Genomic DNA, 14,698 nt, shown 5'->3' on the forward strand with positions numbered 1-14,698 from the left:
AAGTTGCTTATGCCGCTTCCCGCTCTTCGAGCGTTGTGAGGATGCTGGCAATGTTTGAAGCAGGGGCGCCAATCGCACCGGCAATGTTCGAGGCAGGGGCACCGATACAACCCACGATCGAAGCAATAAGCTCTTCGCGTGAGGGCATAGCTGCCACAGCTTTCACACCAGCCGCGTCAAGTGCCGTCTCGCCCATTGCACCACCGAGAACCACCAGCTTGGGGTTCGCTTTGGCGTAATCCTCGACCACTTTTGCAGCTGCAACAGGGTCTTCGGAATAAGCGAGAACGGTCATACCCGTCAGTAGGCCGCTGATACTTGCACAGGGCTTTCCTTCAAGGGCGATTTTGGCGAGCTTGTTCTTGGCGACGCGTACAGCCCCACCCGCATCACGCATTTGCGCGCGCAGGGCCTGCATCTCAGCAACCGTGAGGCCAACGTATTGTGCTACCACAACCACGCCAGAGCTTTCGAAGATCTGGCCGAGTTCCTCGACCACTTTCTCTTTTTGGGCTCTATCCACAGGTCTCTCCAATTATTCAGAGGGTTTCCCCTCCGGCTCGTTGCGCCAGACTTGCATCTGGCATTAGGTCCGAACGGGCCTTCCCAATATCGCCCGAGGAAATCCCCGGAAACCGAATTGTTCCACTCCCGTCTCAGGCAGGATTTATGATGTTGCCATCACCCACCGTCTCGGACGAATCATCCAGCTTACGGATTCGCACCCGCAAGCTGGACGCGCGGTAGGTAGCCGCTGACGCGCGCAATGCCAAGCCCTAAATCGCAAGGCGCAGCGTCTGTCAGCAACTCATCGCCACGTCAGGCGCCAGATTTACTGGCGTATGCCCTGCAATTGGGCACGGTAATGCTCTGCCTCGGCACGGGCTTCGCGCAAACCGCTCATTGCGGCAGAGAGTTCGGCCTCGCATTGCGTCAGCCGTGTTGTCAGATCACGTTCGCGTGTCTCGACATATTCGATCGCCTGATCACGGATTTGCTCTGCTTCATTCAGCGCCTGCGCCATACGGTCCAACTCTCCCAGATCGGCCTGGCGTACGCGGGTGAAACGGTGCAGCAGCCAATTCGCGGCCCACCCAAGCGCAAAGGCAACAAATAGAATGATCGCTGTGATTATGACAAATTCGGTCCGGTTCATCGGCTTCCCTCAGTGCAGGGTTTTATCCTGCTTGGCACCATGGCGCATAGGCGGTTCATTTCGCAACGGTCATCTTTGTGGCCGCTCTGGCGGGCGCGGCACATCGCCTGCGCCGCTGGTTACTTCAATCTCCAGATCGGCCTCGTCGGGTGGCTCTGGTGCTGCCTCTTCTGGCACAGGCGCGCCCCCTGCCCGCTCGGCTTCGGCTTCTGCTGCGGACTCTCCCGTCAGTCGGAACTCGATCCGGCGGTTCGCCTCGCGCCCCGCTGCGGTGGCGTTATCCGCCACAGGAAATTCCGGCCCATAGCCTTTGGCCACAAAATCCGACACCAGAATCCCGCGCCCGGACAGGGCCGCGACAACCGCCTCGGCGCGTTGCTGGCTTAAGCGCATATTGGTTTCCAGACGGCCCTGACTGTCGGTATGCCCCGCCACTTCAAATTCCAGCCGCCCGCAGTCGCGCAGAATTTCGGCAATCTTGTCCAACACACGCCCTGCATCCGTCACGATAGAGGCGGAGCCGGGATTAAATGTGATCTGCTGTTCTTCCAGCACATCCTTGATCCATCTTTCGCAGCGCGCGGGCGAGGGCTGCATCGCCACAGGATCAAACCGTTCATCATAGCGGATATCAAGGTTGAACACCGCACCGCGCCCCAGTTGTTCGGCCACTGCGCGTGATATCTTGTCAGACACCGAGGCATCGCCCGATACACCGCTGATGTCAAAGCGGTCAGCGCGCACGCGCACCTGACCATGTTCCAGCTGCGCCAAGGTATCCACCGCCAGCAATGCGCGTACCGGCCAGCCTTCGGGCAGGTCGGGGTCAAGGCGCGCATTGATCCGCACGGCATTCAGCCCGAATTCGGTTTTTGCGACAGCATGCACAGCATCGCGCAAGCGTGCATCTGTCAACTGCCCGCGCAACAAGACAATACCATCCTCGGCGCGGCTGGCGACAAATTCGATGGCGGGGTCGCTGCGCTCGCCCTCATCGCCCGCGCTTGGCGGCAAGCGCAAAGTGTCCAGCGAGAACACCTCGGGCAACACGCGTTCCAGATCGGCGGCGACACGGTCCAGCCGCTCTGGTGCGATGGAATTCGGCACCACGAGAGAGACATCTGTATCCGCAATCGTCACACTGCCCGCGCCCAGCGCGGCCAGTGCCGTGATGGATTCTGTCGCGGCCACCTGCCAGCGCGGCGAGGGGCTGCCCAACCCGATGGTGCAGTCAATCACCCCTTGCGCCCCTGCGGCCCTGCCGCTGCGCAAAATGGCCATGCGGGCCTCGGTTGTGTCGGCAGAACAGGCGTCAAACCGCGCGCCAGACTCCTCGATCACAAAGCGCAAGGTAAAGGGCGTGATAACAGGGCGCGGCGCAGAGATGTTGATGCTGGCAATCAGGCCGCGCGGGCGGTCGCGCATCAGCGTTTCGCGCATCTCGTTGCGCTGGCGTTCGCTATCTGCCAGCCCTGTGACTTCTACCTGATCGGCCGCAATGGAAATCTTGCTGGCTGGAATCAGCGTCAGGGCTTCCAGCCCGAAAGCCACGGCACGGTCCCAGCCGAATGGTACAGGGTGGCTGGCTGTTTCCAGCATGTCGATGACCGATATTTCCGGGTCGATCTGTTCAATCCGGCTGACAATGCTGGCAGTGTCGAAATCTGTCGGGATAAGCCCGATCACCGACACATCCAGCCCGTTGCGCAAAATCTCCATCAGGAAACGCGGCGCGGCAATCTCCATCGAGGGGGCGACCTGCATATCGTCAATCACCCGTTCTGCCGCAACCACGGTCGAAACAACGCTGAGGGCACGAAAGCGCGACGCTTCGCTATCAGCTTCGCCGCGCAGGGTCAGCAACAGGCCATCGGTTTGCACTTCGGCCCAATCAAGGCCATTCTGGGCCAGCACAGCGCGCGTGTCACGCGCGACCACATGCTCAATGCCCCGCACCGCAAGCGTGGCAGCGCCGAAGGCCAGCACAACCGCCAGCCCAAAGATGGAGGCCATCAGGACATAGCCCTTATATGACCTGACATCGGCCAGCTGTAGCGCACGCATTTTCTGCGTGACCTGTAACAGTCGATCTTTCATGCCGGTCCCCTAGCGCCTTGGTGCGGCAGGCGCAATCACACGAACATGGTGATGGCAAGAAACAGCGCAGCAAACAAGCCAGCGTCCCGGTTTGAACGGAACAGACGCAAGCACATTTGCGTGTCATCTATGTCAAGCTTGCCCAGTTGCCAGTTCATATGCCAGCCCATCGCCCAAGCGCCCGCAAGCCCCAGCGACATTTTCAGCGGGTCCGCCAGCGGGGCCAAAGCATAGATCACAGACAGCGACATCAGCACGACTGTGACAATCAAAAACCCCCGCAGCCATGTTTCGGTATTCTCGGCAAACAGGCGCGCGGTGGATTTGACGCCGATCAGTTCATCATCTTCGCGGTCCATATGGGCATAAATCGTGTCATAAAACAGCGTCCAGCTGATGCCCGCCAGATACAGAAACACCGCAGGCAGGCCCAGCGATCCGGTCTGCGCGGTCCATGCCAGCAGCGCACCCCAGTTAAAGGCCAGCCCCAGAAACACCTGCGGCCACCATGTAAAGCGCTTGGCAAACGGGTAGATCGCCACCAACCCCAGCGACAACACCCCCAGCCCCACCGCTGTCCAGTTGAAGGTGAACAGAATCAGCGCGGCAACCCCTGCCTGCACGGCCATCCAGATTGCCGCTTCCTTGGCCGTGACCTGACCTGACGGAATCGGGCGCGAACGGGTGCGCGCCACCTTGTCGTCAATGTCGCGGTCGGTAATGTCATTCCAGGTGCAGCCCGCCCCGCGCATCAGGAACGCGCCAATCCCGCAGCCCACGAAAATCCACAAGGTCAGCCAGCCCGCCGTTTCGGGGAAAGCTGCGGCCCCCAGAAACACCCCCCACCAGCAGGGCAGCACCAACAGCCATGTGCCAATGGGGCGGTCGGCGCGCGACAGGCGCAGATAGGGTTTCAGATCGGGCGGTGCGTAGCGATCCACCCAATTTGCATCATAGGCATCCGCCACGCTGTCTTCTTGGCCCGCACCCTCTGGCCTTTGGTCGTTTCCGGTCATAGTCTTGGCCTCATGGACAGCAGCATCATCCGCGCGAAAATTCGCCTCTTTGTAGAGCAGCCTTTGGGTCAGGGGCAAGGCATTGCCCTGTCACAGGCGCAGGCGCATTACCTTAACACCGTTTTGCGCAAGCAAACGGGCACGCAAGTGGCGTTGTTTAACAGCCGCGATGGCGAATGGCTGGCCGAAATTACCGAAATCGGGCGGCGCGGGGCGCTGGCCCTGTGTCTGGGCCAATCCGCCCCCCAGCGCATGCCCCCAGACCTGTGGCTTGTGTTTGCGCCCATCAAGAAAGCGCGCACCGATTTCATTGTCGAGAAGGCCGCGGAACTGGGCGCGGCGCGGATTCTGCCTGTGCAGACCGAATTCACCAATTCCGAACGCATCCGCCAAGACCGCCTGCAAGCCCACGCGATCGAGGCCGCCGAGCAATGCGGCGGCACCTTTGTGCCAGAGGTGGCCGAGTTGCAACCGCTCTCGCGCCTGCTGGCGCATTGGCCAGAAGGGCGCGCGCTGATCTGGGCGGATGAAGACCTTGCCAATACGGCCCAAACCCCCAGCCTGCCCCCTGCCCCTGTCGCAATCCTGATCGGGCCAGAGGGGGGCTTTTCCCCGACCGAGCGCGCGCGCCTGCGTGCCATGTCCGGCGTGCAATCCATCTCGCTTGGGCCGCGCATTTTGCGTGCGGATACGGCAGCCGTGGCCGCCCTGACGCTGTGGCAGGCGCAAAAAGGGGATTGGGCGTGATCGCGCCCTTGCGTGCGCTGGTGCAGCGCCGCCAAGGGCATGCAGCGTTGCAGCAGGTTGCAAATGCAGCCTTTCCGACAGACCCGCCGCGCATTGCGCAGGTGATCAAGCAAGATGCCCGATCCTGCGTCGCGCGTGCCACATGGCAGGGGCGAGAGGTGATCGTAAAGCAACATCATGTGGCCGATCCGGTGCCCGCCATGCAAGCACTTCACGCCGAACATGACCGCCTGCGCGCGCTGTTTCCTGTGGGCAAGCTGCATGCCGCCACCTGCCTTGCAACCGCCCCCGAAGCTGCGCTGGTGATCCTGCCTTTCGCCACGGGAACACGCCTTGACCATGTGATCCCTGACGTGCCCGCGCCCATGCGGGCCGAACTGGTGCAGTTGGCGGGGCAATGGCTGGCCCATAGCCTTGGCAGAGAGGCGACAGCGGGCCAGTTCAGCCCCGGTTTCTGGGTCAAAATGGTACAGGCCGAACTGGCGGCAGCCCCACTTGGCCCCAATGACAGCGCCTTGGTGCAGGCAGTGATACAGCGGCTTGGGGAACGCGCCCCCCCTTTGCGCGGCCTGCCCGTGCCGAAAGGGCCAATCCATCAGGATTTCGCACCGCATAATATCTTGTGGGACGCAGATCGCGCGCGGCTGAGTGTGATCGACATCGACAAGCGCACCGACTTGCCCATTGCGCTGGACATGGCGCGGCTTTTGTCGGGGCTGACGCATCATCTGCTATGCGCGACCCCTGACATGCCGCTGCACAAAGGGCTGTGTCCTGACCTGCGCGCGGCGCTTTTGTCGGTCGGGGCGCTGGCGCATGAGGGGCCGAATGCGGGGATTTTCGACTTTCTGACCGGCGTGCGACTGGCCAAGGTTCTCATCGCGCATCATGGCTTGCGGTTTGGCCCGCCTGCCCGTGCGACCATCCAAAACTGGCTGGAGACTGTGCCATGCCCCTGATCCGCCCCGAATTGCGTGCGGTGCTGTCGCGCTGGTCCGAAGTTCTGACAGGGCTGGGTGTGGCACTGTTCGGCTTGTGGGCCTTGCAGGCGCGGGACAGTTTTTTCCAGCTGCTCGCTGTGCTTGTCATTCTGGCAGGGCTTGGCATTGCCTTCATCGGCTGGCGCAGGCTGCGGTTTCAGCGCGTGGGCACCGGGCCGGGCATTGTGCAGGTGGTTGAAGGGCAGATTTCCTATTTCGGGCCGGACGAGGGGGGATTCATCGCCCTGAATGATCTGGTGGAACTGCATCTGATTGATGCCGCACAGACTTGGCTGATGGTCGCGCAAGACGACACACGGTTGGAAATTCCGGTTGCGGCTTCGGGCAGCGACGCGCTTTTTGACGCCTTTGCCACCTTGCCAGACCTGCGCATGCAAGCCTTGCTGGATGCGCTGAATGACCCCGCCCCGCCCCATGCGCGCGCGATCTGGCTGCACCCGTCGCGGCGCAACCGCCATTTGCAGTTGCGCTGAGGCTTGACTTGCCCGCGCGCAAACTCCAAGTCTGCCTCAACATCAGGACCAGCAAATCGGAGCGCTTATGTCCATTCCCCAGACCGGCGGCGGGCCGATTGAAGACATTTCCCAACTGGCCGAATATCTGGCCGAGGGCTGCAAGCCCAAGGAAGATTGGCGCATCGGCACCGAGCACGAGAAATTCGGCTATTGCCACGAGACGCTGAACCCCCTGCCCTATGACGGCCCACGCTCGATCAAGGCGATGCTGGAAGGGTTGCGCGACCGTTTCGGCTGGGCGCCTGTGCTGGAAGGCGACAAGATTATCGGGCTGGAAAAGGACGGCGCGAATGTGTCGCTTGAACCGGGCGGGCAGTTGGAACTGTCAGGCGCACCGCTGGAAACCATCCACCAGACCTGTGACGAGGTGAACCAGCACCTGCGCGAAGTGCGCAGCGTGGCCGATGACATTGGCGTGGGCTTTATCGGCCTTGGTGCCGCCCCGATCTGGAGCCACGAGCAGATGCCGGTCATGCCCAAGGGCCGCTATGCGCTGATGACCGATTACATGGACCGTGTCGGCACCATGGGCAAAACGATGATGTATCGCACCTGCACGGTTCAGGTGAATCTCGACTTCTCGTCCGAGGCGGATATGGTGCAGAAACTGCGCGTCGCACTGGCCTTGCAGCCTGTGGCAACAGCGCTTTTCGCCAATTCACCCTTTCTGGATGGCAAACCCAACGGCCACAAAAGCTGGCGCGCGCGCGTCTGGCGCGATCTGGATGCCGCGCGCACCGGCATGTTGCCTTTCGTGTTCGAAGACGGTTTCGGGTTCGAGGCATGGGTCGATTACGCCCTGGATGTGCCGATGTATTTTGTCTATCGGGATGGCAAATACATCAACGCTCTGGGCCAAAGCTTCCGCGACTTCCTGCAAGGCAAACTGCCTGCCCTGCCCGGTGAAATTCCCACATTGTCGGATTTCGCGGACCACCTGACGACGATCTTCCCCGAAGCGCGCGTCAAAAAATTCATCGAGATGCGCGGGGCCGATGGTGGGCCGTGGCGCAGGCTCTGCGCGCTGCCTGCCTTCTGGGTCGGGCTGACCTATGACCAAACCGCGCTGGATGCCGCATGGGATCTGGCCAAGAAACTGGACGCAGAAACCCGCGACGCCCTGCGCATTGCCGCATCTGTCGATGGGTTGCACGGGTCGGCAGGCCGGTTCAAACTGCATGATCTGGCGCGCGAGGTGGTGGATATTGCCGAAGCGGGCCTGAAGGCCCGCGCCTGCCCCGGCGCAGGCGGCATGCTGCCCGATGAGACGCATTTCCTGAATGCGCTGAAAGAAAGCATCGAGACAGGCCAGATTCCCGCAGATGAACTGCTGGCGCGCTATCATGGCGACTGGCAGGGCGATCTGACCCGCATCTATGCCGATTACAGCTATTAGGGCCAATTGCCACCCTGCTTGACGAGATGGCAGGCAGGGTGCAATCAATCCACATGTCGTATCCTGCGCCCCCCCCTCCGGCCAAAGCGGGCAAACCCGCGCCAAGCTGGAAACACCGCTTTGAAGACCGCCTGAGTGCGGTGCTTCTGGGGGCCACCCGTCTGCTGCCCTATAAGCGCCGGATTGCAACACTGGGTTGGATCGGTGCCAATATCATCGGCCCTGTTGCAGGCATGCGGCCCCGGATACGCGCCAATCTGGCCCTGATCGCCCCTGACCTGCCAGAGCGTGAAATCCGGCGTATCTGCCGCCGCGTGCCCGGCAACATGGCCCGCGCCCTGGCCGAGACATTCGCCGGGCAGGATTTCATTAACCATGTCCGCAACAGCCCTGTCGAAGGGGGCGGCCTGCCCGCGCTGGAGACGGCGCGCGATGCGGGCCAGCCTGTGGTGCTGGTGACCGCGCATCTGGGCAATTACGAGGCCGCGCGCGTGGTGTTGCAAGACCGCGGCTGCAAGATTGCGGGCATCTACATGCCCATGCGCAACGCTGCATTCAACGCGCGCTATGTGGCGGCCATGTCACGCATCGGCAGCCCTGTATTCGCGCGCAACCGCACAGGGCTGGCTGGGCTGCTGAAATTCCTGCGCAAGGGCGGCATGATCGGGCTGGTCGCCGATCATTACATGGACCATGGCGAGTTGATGGATTTCATGGGCCAGCCTGCGCGCACGGCGCTTTCATCGGCCGAGATTGCCTTGAAACATGGCGCATTGCTGGTGCCGGTTTACGGCATCCGCCAGCCCGATGGCACCAGCTTTCGCGTGCGGGTCGAGCAGCCCATTCCCCACACAGACGCAGCCACAATGACCCGCGCGCTGAATGCGTCAGTCGAAGCACTGGTGCGCGACAACATGGACCAGTGGATGTGGTCGCACAGGCGCTGGAAGAAGAACACGCCCCGCAAAGCGCCCTAAGTCAGTCATCATCCTTGGGCATGGGTTTGGGCTTGTCATCATAGCGCGTGTCCAGAATGCGCTGGCTGTCGCCATCGGGGTCGTCATACATGCCCTTGCGCAGCGTCCAGACAAACGCACCCAGACCCAAAAGGCCCAGAAACAGGGATACTGGTATCAGAATCGCCAGAACTTCCATAATGCCCCTTATTTCAACCGCAGCGCATTCAGCGTCACGGATATGGACGAGATCGACATGATCGCCGCCGCCCAAAGTGGTGTCGCATAGCCAAACAGGGCGACGGGCACGAAGATGACATTATAAATGCCAGATTGCCAGAAATTCTCGCGGATGCGCCGCATGGCGGTTTTCGACATGCGCACCGCATCGGCCACAGGGGTGATGTCGCGGCCCAGCAGCACCATGTCGGACGCCGCGCGCGCCGCATCCAGCGCCGAGGCGGGCGAGATGGACACATGCGCCGCCGACAGGGCGACTGTGTCATTCAACCCGTCCCCCACCATCAGCACCTTATGGCCTGCCGCTTGCAGCGCGTTGATCTTGTCGGCCTTGTCCTGCGGCAAGGCACCGGCCTGCCAATCGGCGATATTCAGGCGCTGCGCCAGTTCCTGCACCGCGCCCGGCACATCGCCCGAGATCAGCCACACCGCCTTGCCCTGCGCCTGCAAGCCTGCGACCACATCGGCCGCACCGGGGCGCAAATGGTCGGCAAAGGTGAAAGCATGCGTCGCGCCACCCATCGCAAGATAGGCAGCCGTAGTTGTGCGCGCATCGGCCCCTACCCAATCGGCGCGGCCCAGCCGCACGCGCTGGCCCTGCCACTGGCCTTCCATGCCATAGCCCGGCTGTTCGGTCACACTGTCCAACGCCGCAGGGTGCACCCCGCGTTCATGCAAGGCGCGCGCAAGGGCTTGCGCCAGCGGGTGGCTGGACCCTTCGGCCAATGCCAGCGCCACAGCGCAACTGTCAGGCGCGTGCTGGTCCAGATTGGTGGGCACAGGCGTGCCCATTGTCAAAGTGCCGGTCTTGTCGAACACGACAGTGTCCACCTCGGCCAGCCGCTCCAACGCGGTGCCATCCTTTATCAGCAGACCCTTGCGAAACATCTTGCCGCTGGCCGATGTCACCACCGCAGGCACCGCCAGCCCCAGCGCGCAAGGGCATGTGATGATCAGGCTGGCCACGGCAATATTCAGCGACAGGCGCAGATCGCCGCCCGACAGATACATCCAGACCACAAACGCCCCGAAAGACAGAATCGGGATGGTGGGCGCGTAAGCACTGGCCGCGCGTTCGGCAGCAGTGGTGTAGCGGGTGCGCGCGGATTCGGCGGTGGCCACAAGATCGGCCATGCGGTGAAGCGAGCTGTCCTTGCCCGCCGCTGTGACGCGTACCTGCAAGGGGCCGGTCAGATTAACCTCTCCCGCGCTGACAATCACACCTTGTGCGGCGAAAACCGGCAATGTCTCGCCCGTCAGAAGCGCGCGGTCAATCTCGGATTTGCCAGAAATGATGACGCCATCCACCGGCATGCGCCCGCCGGGGCGCACCACCACCACATCGCCCACAGCCAGATCAGCCACCTGCACCGTGCTTTCCACCCCATCCACCAACCGCACAGCGCGCGGCACTTCCAAGGCGGACAATTCCTGCGCGGCGGAACGGGCTACGGCGCGTGCGCGAAAATCCAGATAGCGGCCTGCCAGCAAAAAGAAGATCAGCATGACAACCGCTTCAAAATAGGCGTGTTCGCCCGATTGCAACGTCTCGTATATGGAAATGAACAGCGTCAGAACAAGCGCCACAGATATCGGCGCGTCCATATCCATGCGGCCCGCGCGTAGCGCTTTCCATGCGTTGCGAAAGAAGGGCTGGCCCGCGAAAGCCACTGTTGGCACAGCAATCAGCGCCGATATCAGGTGGAACATGTCGCGCGTGGCCCCTTCGGCCCCCGCCCAGACCGCCACTGACAGCAGCATGATATTCATCATCGCAAAGCCTGAAACGCCCAACCGCATCAGCAATTCGCGGCCCTGCTTTTCGGTTTCTGTCATCGACAGGGTGCCGGGGTCCAGCTCGTGTGCTTCATAGCCCAGCCTGTCCAGCCGCGAAATGACATCACTGGCTTCAACCCCCGCTTTCGCATCCACGCTTAGGCGTTTCAGCGTCAGGTTCAGCCGGACAGAGCGCACCCCCTCCATCTGCGCCATGCCGCGTTCGATCGTGCCAATACAGGCCGCGCAATGCACATCTGGCACCGACAGCAGAATCCGCGCATCGGGCAAGGCCGCCTTGCCCGCCAGCGCTTCGGCGGCAGGGGCGGCATCGCAGGCCGGACAGGCCGAGGGGCGGATCGTCACGCTATGCATCAAGCCCCCTTAGCGGATGTGCAAAACCACACGCTGGCGAAATTCTGTGCCGTCAGCGGCCACGGCATGCAGGCGGATATTCCAGTTCCCCTCGCCAATATCGACCGGCGCGCGATACGCCCCATCGACAAAGCGGAACTCTGGCACCTGATCGGCACGCACATGGGTGGCCGCCCCCAGAACCGCATCCAGATGCGCCACACGCACTGGCCCGTCTGCATCGGTGATCGCAAGTTTCAGCATGCCATCTTCATGGGTGGCCTTCACCTCCCAGCCCAAAGCAAGCTGTTCGGCCAGTTCCTGATTGAAATTCTGACTGGCCACGAAAGAGTTGTCCACTTCCAGCCCCGGAAAGGTACTGACCGCATTATAGGCCAAGGTCAGATTGGCGGCCAGAATGACGCCGAAGGATGACACCGCGATGATCAGAACCTTGCGCCCTGTCATCTGGAATTTGCGGCCCGAATTTTGTGTCATTGGTTCCTCCCATTGAAGACTGTGTCGGAATAGACCCGATCGTTGCTGCCCGAGATTGTGGCCCATATCCGCACCGGGCTGCTATCGGCGCGGTTGGATGGCGTGTCGGGCGGGGCGGTCAGATAGACGCGCAACAGCGCCTGTTCATCTGGCCCAACCGTGACCAGCGTTGCGGGTTCCCCTTCGATCGACAATGACAGATCGGGGTTTTCCGTGATCGAAAGCACAAAGTCGCGGGGTTCATTATGCATGTTGCGCAGGCGGATGTCATAGATATTCCGCACGGTCCCATCCGACAAAACAATATGCGTGGGGTTGCGCACAGGGGCCACACTCATGTCCAGATCGCTGCGGATAAACAGCAAAACGATCAGGCCAATGCCGATCACACTCCAGATCGTGGTGTAGAGAATCGTGCGCGGACGGAAGACATGCTTCCAGACCGATTTCGGGGCTTTGCCCTCGCGTTCTGCAATCTCGTCTGACAGGGCCATATAGGCCACCAGCCCGCGCGGCTTGCCGATCCGGTCCATCACCTCGTCGCAGGCATCGATGCACAGCCCGCAGGTGATGCATTCCATCTGCTGCCCGTCCCGAATATCGATCCCCATGGGGCAGACATTGACGCAGGCCATGCAATCGATGCAATCGCCCTGATTGGGGTCCATCTGGCCCTTTTTCAGCTTGCCGCGCGGTTCACCGCGCCAGTCGCGGTAGTCGATGGTGATCGTATCCTCATCCATCATCGCGGCCTGAATGCGCGGCCATGGGCAGGCATAGATACACACCTGTTCGCGGAAGAACCCGCCAAACAGGAAGGTTGTCATCGTCAGGATCAGCACGGTCATATAGGCAATGGGGTGCGCCTGTCCGGTGAACAGATCGACAAACAGCGTGGGCGCATCGGCGAAATAGAACACCCACGCCCCGCCTGTGGCCATGCCGATCAGGAACCAAGCGGTCCATTTGATCCCGTATTTGCGAATCTTCTCGGCGTTCCAGTTCTGGCGGTGCAGGCGCAGCCGCGCGTTCCGGTCCCCCTCGACCCAGCGTTCAACCTGAATGAACAGGTCCGTCCAGACAGTTTGCGGGCAGGCGTAGCCGCACCACACCCGCCCCAACGCCGATGTGAACAGGAACAGCCCGATCCCCGCCATGATCAGCAGGCCCGCCACGAAGTAAAACTCATGCGGCCAGATTTCGATCATGAAGAAAAAGAAGCGCCGGTTGCCCAAATCCAGCAAAACCGCCTGATTGGGCATCTCGGGGCCACGGTCCCAGCGAATCCAGGGCACGATGTAGTAAATGCCCAGCATGACCGCCAGCAACCACCATTTCATGGTGCGGAAACTGCCCTTGATGCGGCGTGGAAAAATCGGCTCTCGCTTGGCATAAAGGGGGGGCGGGGTTTGGTCTTGAGCACTCACCTGACAACTCCTGCAATCTGATTAATCGGTTGATCCCACAGCACGAAGGCCAAAGCCTTGACCTGCATCAAAAGAGGTCTTGAAAATACATCTTTGGACAAGATGCCGCAGCAAGGAGAGGGGCGCGTGGTGCACCGGTCTCTGACAACACGCGCGAACAGGATACAGAGACCGGTGCTGCCCTGACACGCAGGGCGCAATGCTGATGTGCAATGTGTCGGGATGTGTTTCATTGATACAGATCAAGTCTCTTTGCACATCTGTTTACAGATGACAGTATGTCGCAAGGCTGACAGCGCCAAAAGCACAGGCCCCCAAACGGGGGCCTGACGGGTGTTTCAAAGGGTGCCGCCAAGATTACTGGCCGCCACCCAACTGGTGGACATAGGCTGCAACCGCGCGGATTTCCGCATCGCGCAGACGCCGCTCGAAGCCGGGCATCACACCGAAGCGCGAATAATAGACCGATTCGCGGATGGCATCGGGCGAACCGCCATACAGCCAGATCTGGTTGTTCAGCGCGGGGGCGCCGATGAAGTAATCCCCCTCACCCTCGACACCGTGGCACGAGGCGCAGTTCAGATCGAACACTTCCGCCCCTGCCGCTGCCAGCGCGGCATCATGATCAGCCCCCGACAAGGAAAGGACATGGTTCACAACCTGATCAATCTCGTCATTGTCCAGCAGACCATCCTGCCCGAAAGCGGGCATGGCCGAATAGCGCGCATCGGGATAGTCTTCGTTGCGGATACCATAGGAAATCGTGGTTACGATATCGTCCATCGTCCCACCCCACAGCCAGTCATCATCCAGCAGGTTGGGAAAGCCGTTGGCCTGCACCCCTGCGCCGCCAGTGCCATGACATTGCGAGCATTGCGCACGAAACACCGACCCGCCGGCATTCACCGCAAAGCGGTGCAATTCGTCATTGTCGCGGATCGCATCCAGATCGGTTTCCAGCAACTGGACAAAGAACTGCTCGTTGCGAGCCTCGAACTCCGAAATCTCGGTGGCGACATTGGCGCGCGACGAATAGCCCAGCATCCCGGATGTGGCCGACTGAATGCCCGGCCATGCGGGCATCGCAATCCAGTAGCCCACAGCCCAGATGATGGTGATGATGAAAATCCACACCCACCAGCGCGGCATCGGGTTGTCATATTCCTCGATCCCGTCCCAGCTATGGCCGGTCGTTGGCGGGTCTTGCCGAAGTTTCGAGGCAGGGTCAGGGTATTGCCGCGCGGCAGGCGTGACCTTGTTCTCTGGCGTTTTATCTTTGGACTCGACCATCAGCGGGCCTCTTTGGGTTCTGAGTGACGCCCTTTGCGGGTGCCGGTATCGTCACCCTCGGGCTTGTCATCATTGCGGAAAATCATGTTCGCGGTTTCATCATGCACCTTGCTTGCGCCGGGGCGCAGGATGTAGATGAAAACCCCGATAAAAAAGCAGAACATGAACAGCAGGTGCCAACTGTCGGCAAATGCGCGAAGCCAGGTATAGGTTTCCATATCTGCCCCCC

The 14,698-nt window shown here is 61.2% G+C and carries 15 protein-coding genes; 5 read left to right on the forward strand and 10 right to left on the reverse strand.

Annotation, left to right across the window (positions count from 1 at the left end):
* Nucleotides 1-7 precede the first annotated feature (7 nt).
* The 4 genes from rplJ to ubiA form a co-directional block, all read right to left on the reverse strand.
* Nucleotides 8-523, reverse strand: coding sequence for a 50S ribosomal protein L10 (gene rplJ / locus BG455_RS07315; protein ID WP_071469341.1), 516 nt, complete (start codon nt 521-523; stop codon nt 8-10).
* 309 nt (nt 524-832) lie between these two features.
* Nucleotides 833-1,156 (reverse strand): hypothetical protein, encoded by a 324-nt coding sequence (locus BG455_RS07320; RefSeq protein WP_071469342.1) that lies wholly within the window; start codon nt 1,154-1,156, stop codon nt 833-835.
* 69 nt (nt 1,157-1,225) lie between these two features.
* Entirely contained in the window at nt 1,226-3,253 is a 2,028-nt protein-coding gene (locus BG455_RS07325) for an OmpA family protein (RefSeq protein WP_084386187.1), read from the reverse strand.
* A 35-nt stretch (nt 3,254-3,288) separates the two neighbouring features.
* A complete protein-coding gene (gene ubiA, locus BG455_RS07330; protein WP_071469344.1) occupies nt 3,289-4,269 on the reverse strand; it encodes a 4-hydroxybenzoate octaprenyltransferase in 981 nt (326 codons plus the stop codon).
* Nucleotides 4,270-4,281: 12 nt separating this feature from the next.
* Here ubiA and BG455_RS07335 point away from each other — a divergent pair, with 12 nt between their 5' ends.
* From BG455_RS07335 to BG455_RS07355, 5 genes are all read left to right on the forward strand, one after another.
* Nucleotides 4,282-5,016: a 16S rRNA (uracil(1498)-N(3))-methyltransferase gene (locus tag BG455_RS07335; protein ID WP_071469345.1), complete on the forward strand. Its 735-nt coding sequence runs from the start codon at nt 4,282-4,284 to the stop codon at nt 5,014-5,016.
* Nucleotides 5,013-5,975, forward strand: coding sequence for a phosphotransferase (locus tag BG455_RS07340; protein ID WP_170124750.1), 963 nt, complete (start codon nt 5,013-5,015; stop codon nt 5,973-5,975). The genes BG455_RS07335 and BG455_RS07340 overlap by 4 nt, the downstream gene beginning before the upstream one ends.
* Entirely contained in the window at nt 5,966-6,490 is a 525-nt protein-coding gene (locus BG455_RS07345) for a hypothetical protein (protein ID WP_071469347.1), read from the forward strand. The genes BG455_RS07340 and BG455_RS07345 overlap by 10 nt, the downstream gene beginning before the upstream one ends.
* A gap of 67 nt (nt 6,491-6,557) precedes the next feature.
* Nucleotides 6,558-7,928 carry a glutamate--cysteine ligase gene (locus BG455_RS07350; protein WP_071469348.1) on the forward strand — a complete coding sequence of 457 codons (1,371 nt, stop codon included), beginning with the start codon at nt 6,558-6,560 and terminating at the stop codon, nt 7,926-7,928.
* Between the two features lie 53 nt (nt 7,929-7,981).
* Nucleotides 7,982-8,905, forward strand: coding sequence for a lysophospholipid acyltransferase family protein (locus BG455_RS07355; RefSeq protein ID WP_071469349.1), 924 nt, complete (start codon nt 7,982-7,984; stop codon nt 8,903-8,905).
* A 1-nt stretch (nt 8,906) separates the two neighbouring features.
* Here BG455_RS07355 and ccoS read toward each other — a convergent pair whose 3' ends face one another.
* The 6 genes from ccoS to BG455_RS07385 all read right to left on the reverse strand — a co-directional run bounded on the left by ccoS (nt 8,907) and on the right by BG455_RS07385 (nt 14,687).
* Nucleotides 8,907-9,083 carry a cbb3-type cytochrome oxidase assembly protein CcoS gene (ccoS, locus tag BG455_RS07360; protein WP_071469350.1) on the reverse strand — a complete coding sequence of 59 codons (177 nt, stop codon included), beginning with the start codon at nt 9,081-9,083 and terminating at the stop codon, nt 8,907-8,909.
* Nucleotides 9,084-9,091: 8 nt separating this feature from the next.
* On the reverse strand, nt 9,092-11,275 hold the full coding sequence (locus BG455_RS07365) for a heavy metal translocating P-type ATPase (RefSeq protein ID WP_071469351.1): 2,184 nt from the start codon (nt 11,273-11,275) through the stop codon (nt 9,092-9,094).
* Between the two features lie 9 nt (nt 11,276-11,284).
* Nucleotides 11,285-11,752 (reverse strand): FixH family protein, encoded by a 468-nt coding sequence (locus BG455_RS07370; protein ID WP_071469352.1) that lies wholly within the window; start codon nt 11,750-11,752, stop codon nt 11,285-11,287.
* Nucleotides 11,749-13,179: a cytochrome c oxidase accessory protein CcoG gene (gene ccoG / locus BG455_RS07375; protein WP_071469353.1), complete on the reverse strand. Its 1,431-nt coding sequence runs from the start codon at nt 13,177-13,179 to the stop codon at nt 11,749-11,751. Before ccoG ends, BG455_RS07370 begins: the two co-directional genes overlap by 4 nt.
* Before the next feature lie 357 nt (nt 13,180-13,536).
* On the reverse strand, nt 13,537-14,469 hold the full coding sequence (gene ccoP, locus BG455_RS07380) for a cytochrome-c oxidase, cbb3-type subunit III (protein ID WP_084386190.1): 933 nt from the start codon (nt 14,467-14,469) through the stop codon (nt 13,537-13,539).
* Nucleotides 14,469-14,687, reverse strand: a complete 219-nt coding sequence (locus BG455_RS07385) for a cbb3-type cytochrome c oxidase subunit 3 (RefSeq protein WP_071469354.1) — start codon at nt 14,685-14,687, stop codon at nt 14,469-14,471. Before BG455_RS07385 ends, ccoP begins: the two co-directional genes overlap by 1 nt.
* Nucleotides 14,688-14,698: the final 11 nt, after the last annotated feature.

Origin of the sequence: Roseinatronobacter thiooxidans, assembly GCF_001870675.1 — a bacterium.
GTDB classification, from domain to species: domain Bacteria; phylum Pseudomonadota; class Alphaproteobacteria; order Rhodobacterales; family Rhodobacteraceae; genus Roseinatronobacter; species Roseinatronobacter thiooxidans.

Coding starts and splice junctions, on each gene's coding strand:
- BG455_RS07320 (WP_071469342.1), bottom strand. CDS start 1,156: ATGAACCGGACCGAATTTGTCATAATCACAGCGATCATTCTATTTGTT.
- BG455_RS07325 (WP_084386187.1), bottom strand. CDS start 3,253: ATGAAAGATCGACTGTTACAGGTCACGCAGAAAATGCGTGCGCTACAG.
- ubiA (WP_071469344.1), bottom strand. CDS start 4,269: ATGACCGGAAACGACCAAAGGCCAGAGGGTGCGGGCCAAGAAGACAGC.
- BG455_RS07335 (WP_071469345.1), top strand. CDS start 4,282: ATGGACAGCAGCATCATCCGCGCGAAAATTCGCCTCTTTGTAGAGCAG.
- BG455_RS07345 (WP_071469347.1), top strand. CDS start 5,966: ATGCCCCTGATCCGCCCCGAATTGCGTGCGGTGCTGTCGCGCTGGTCC.
- BG455_RS07350 (WP_071469348.1), top strand. CDS start 6,558: ATGTCCATTCCCCAGACCGGCGGCGGGCCGATTGAAGACATTTCCCAA.
- BG455_RS07355 (WP_071469349.1), top strand. CDS start 7,982: ATGTCGTATCCTGCGCCCCCCCCTCCGGCCAAAGCGGGCAAACCCGCG.
- ccoS (WP_071469350.1), bottom strand. CDS start 9,083: ATGGAAGTTCTGGCGATTCTGATACCAGTATCCCTGTTTCTGGGCCTT.
- BG455_RS07365 (WP_071469351.1), bottom strand. CDS start 11,275: ATGCATAGCGTGACGATCCGCCCCTCGGCCTGTCCGGCCTGCGATGCC.
- BG455_RS07370 (WP_071469352.1), bottom strand. CDS start 11,752: ATGACACAAAATTCGGGCCGCAAATTCCAGATGACAGGGCGCAAGGTT.
- ccoP (WP_084386190.1), bottom strand. CDS start 14,469: ATGGTCGAGTCCAAAGATAAAACGCCAGAGAACAAGGTCACGCCTGCC.
- BG455_RS07385 (WP_071469354.1), bottom strand. CDS start 14,687: ATGGAAACCTATACCTGGCTTCGCGCATTTGCCGACAGTTGGCACCTG.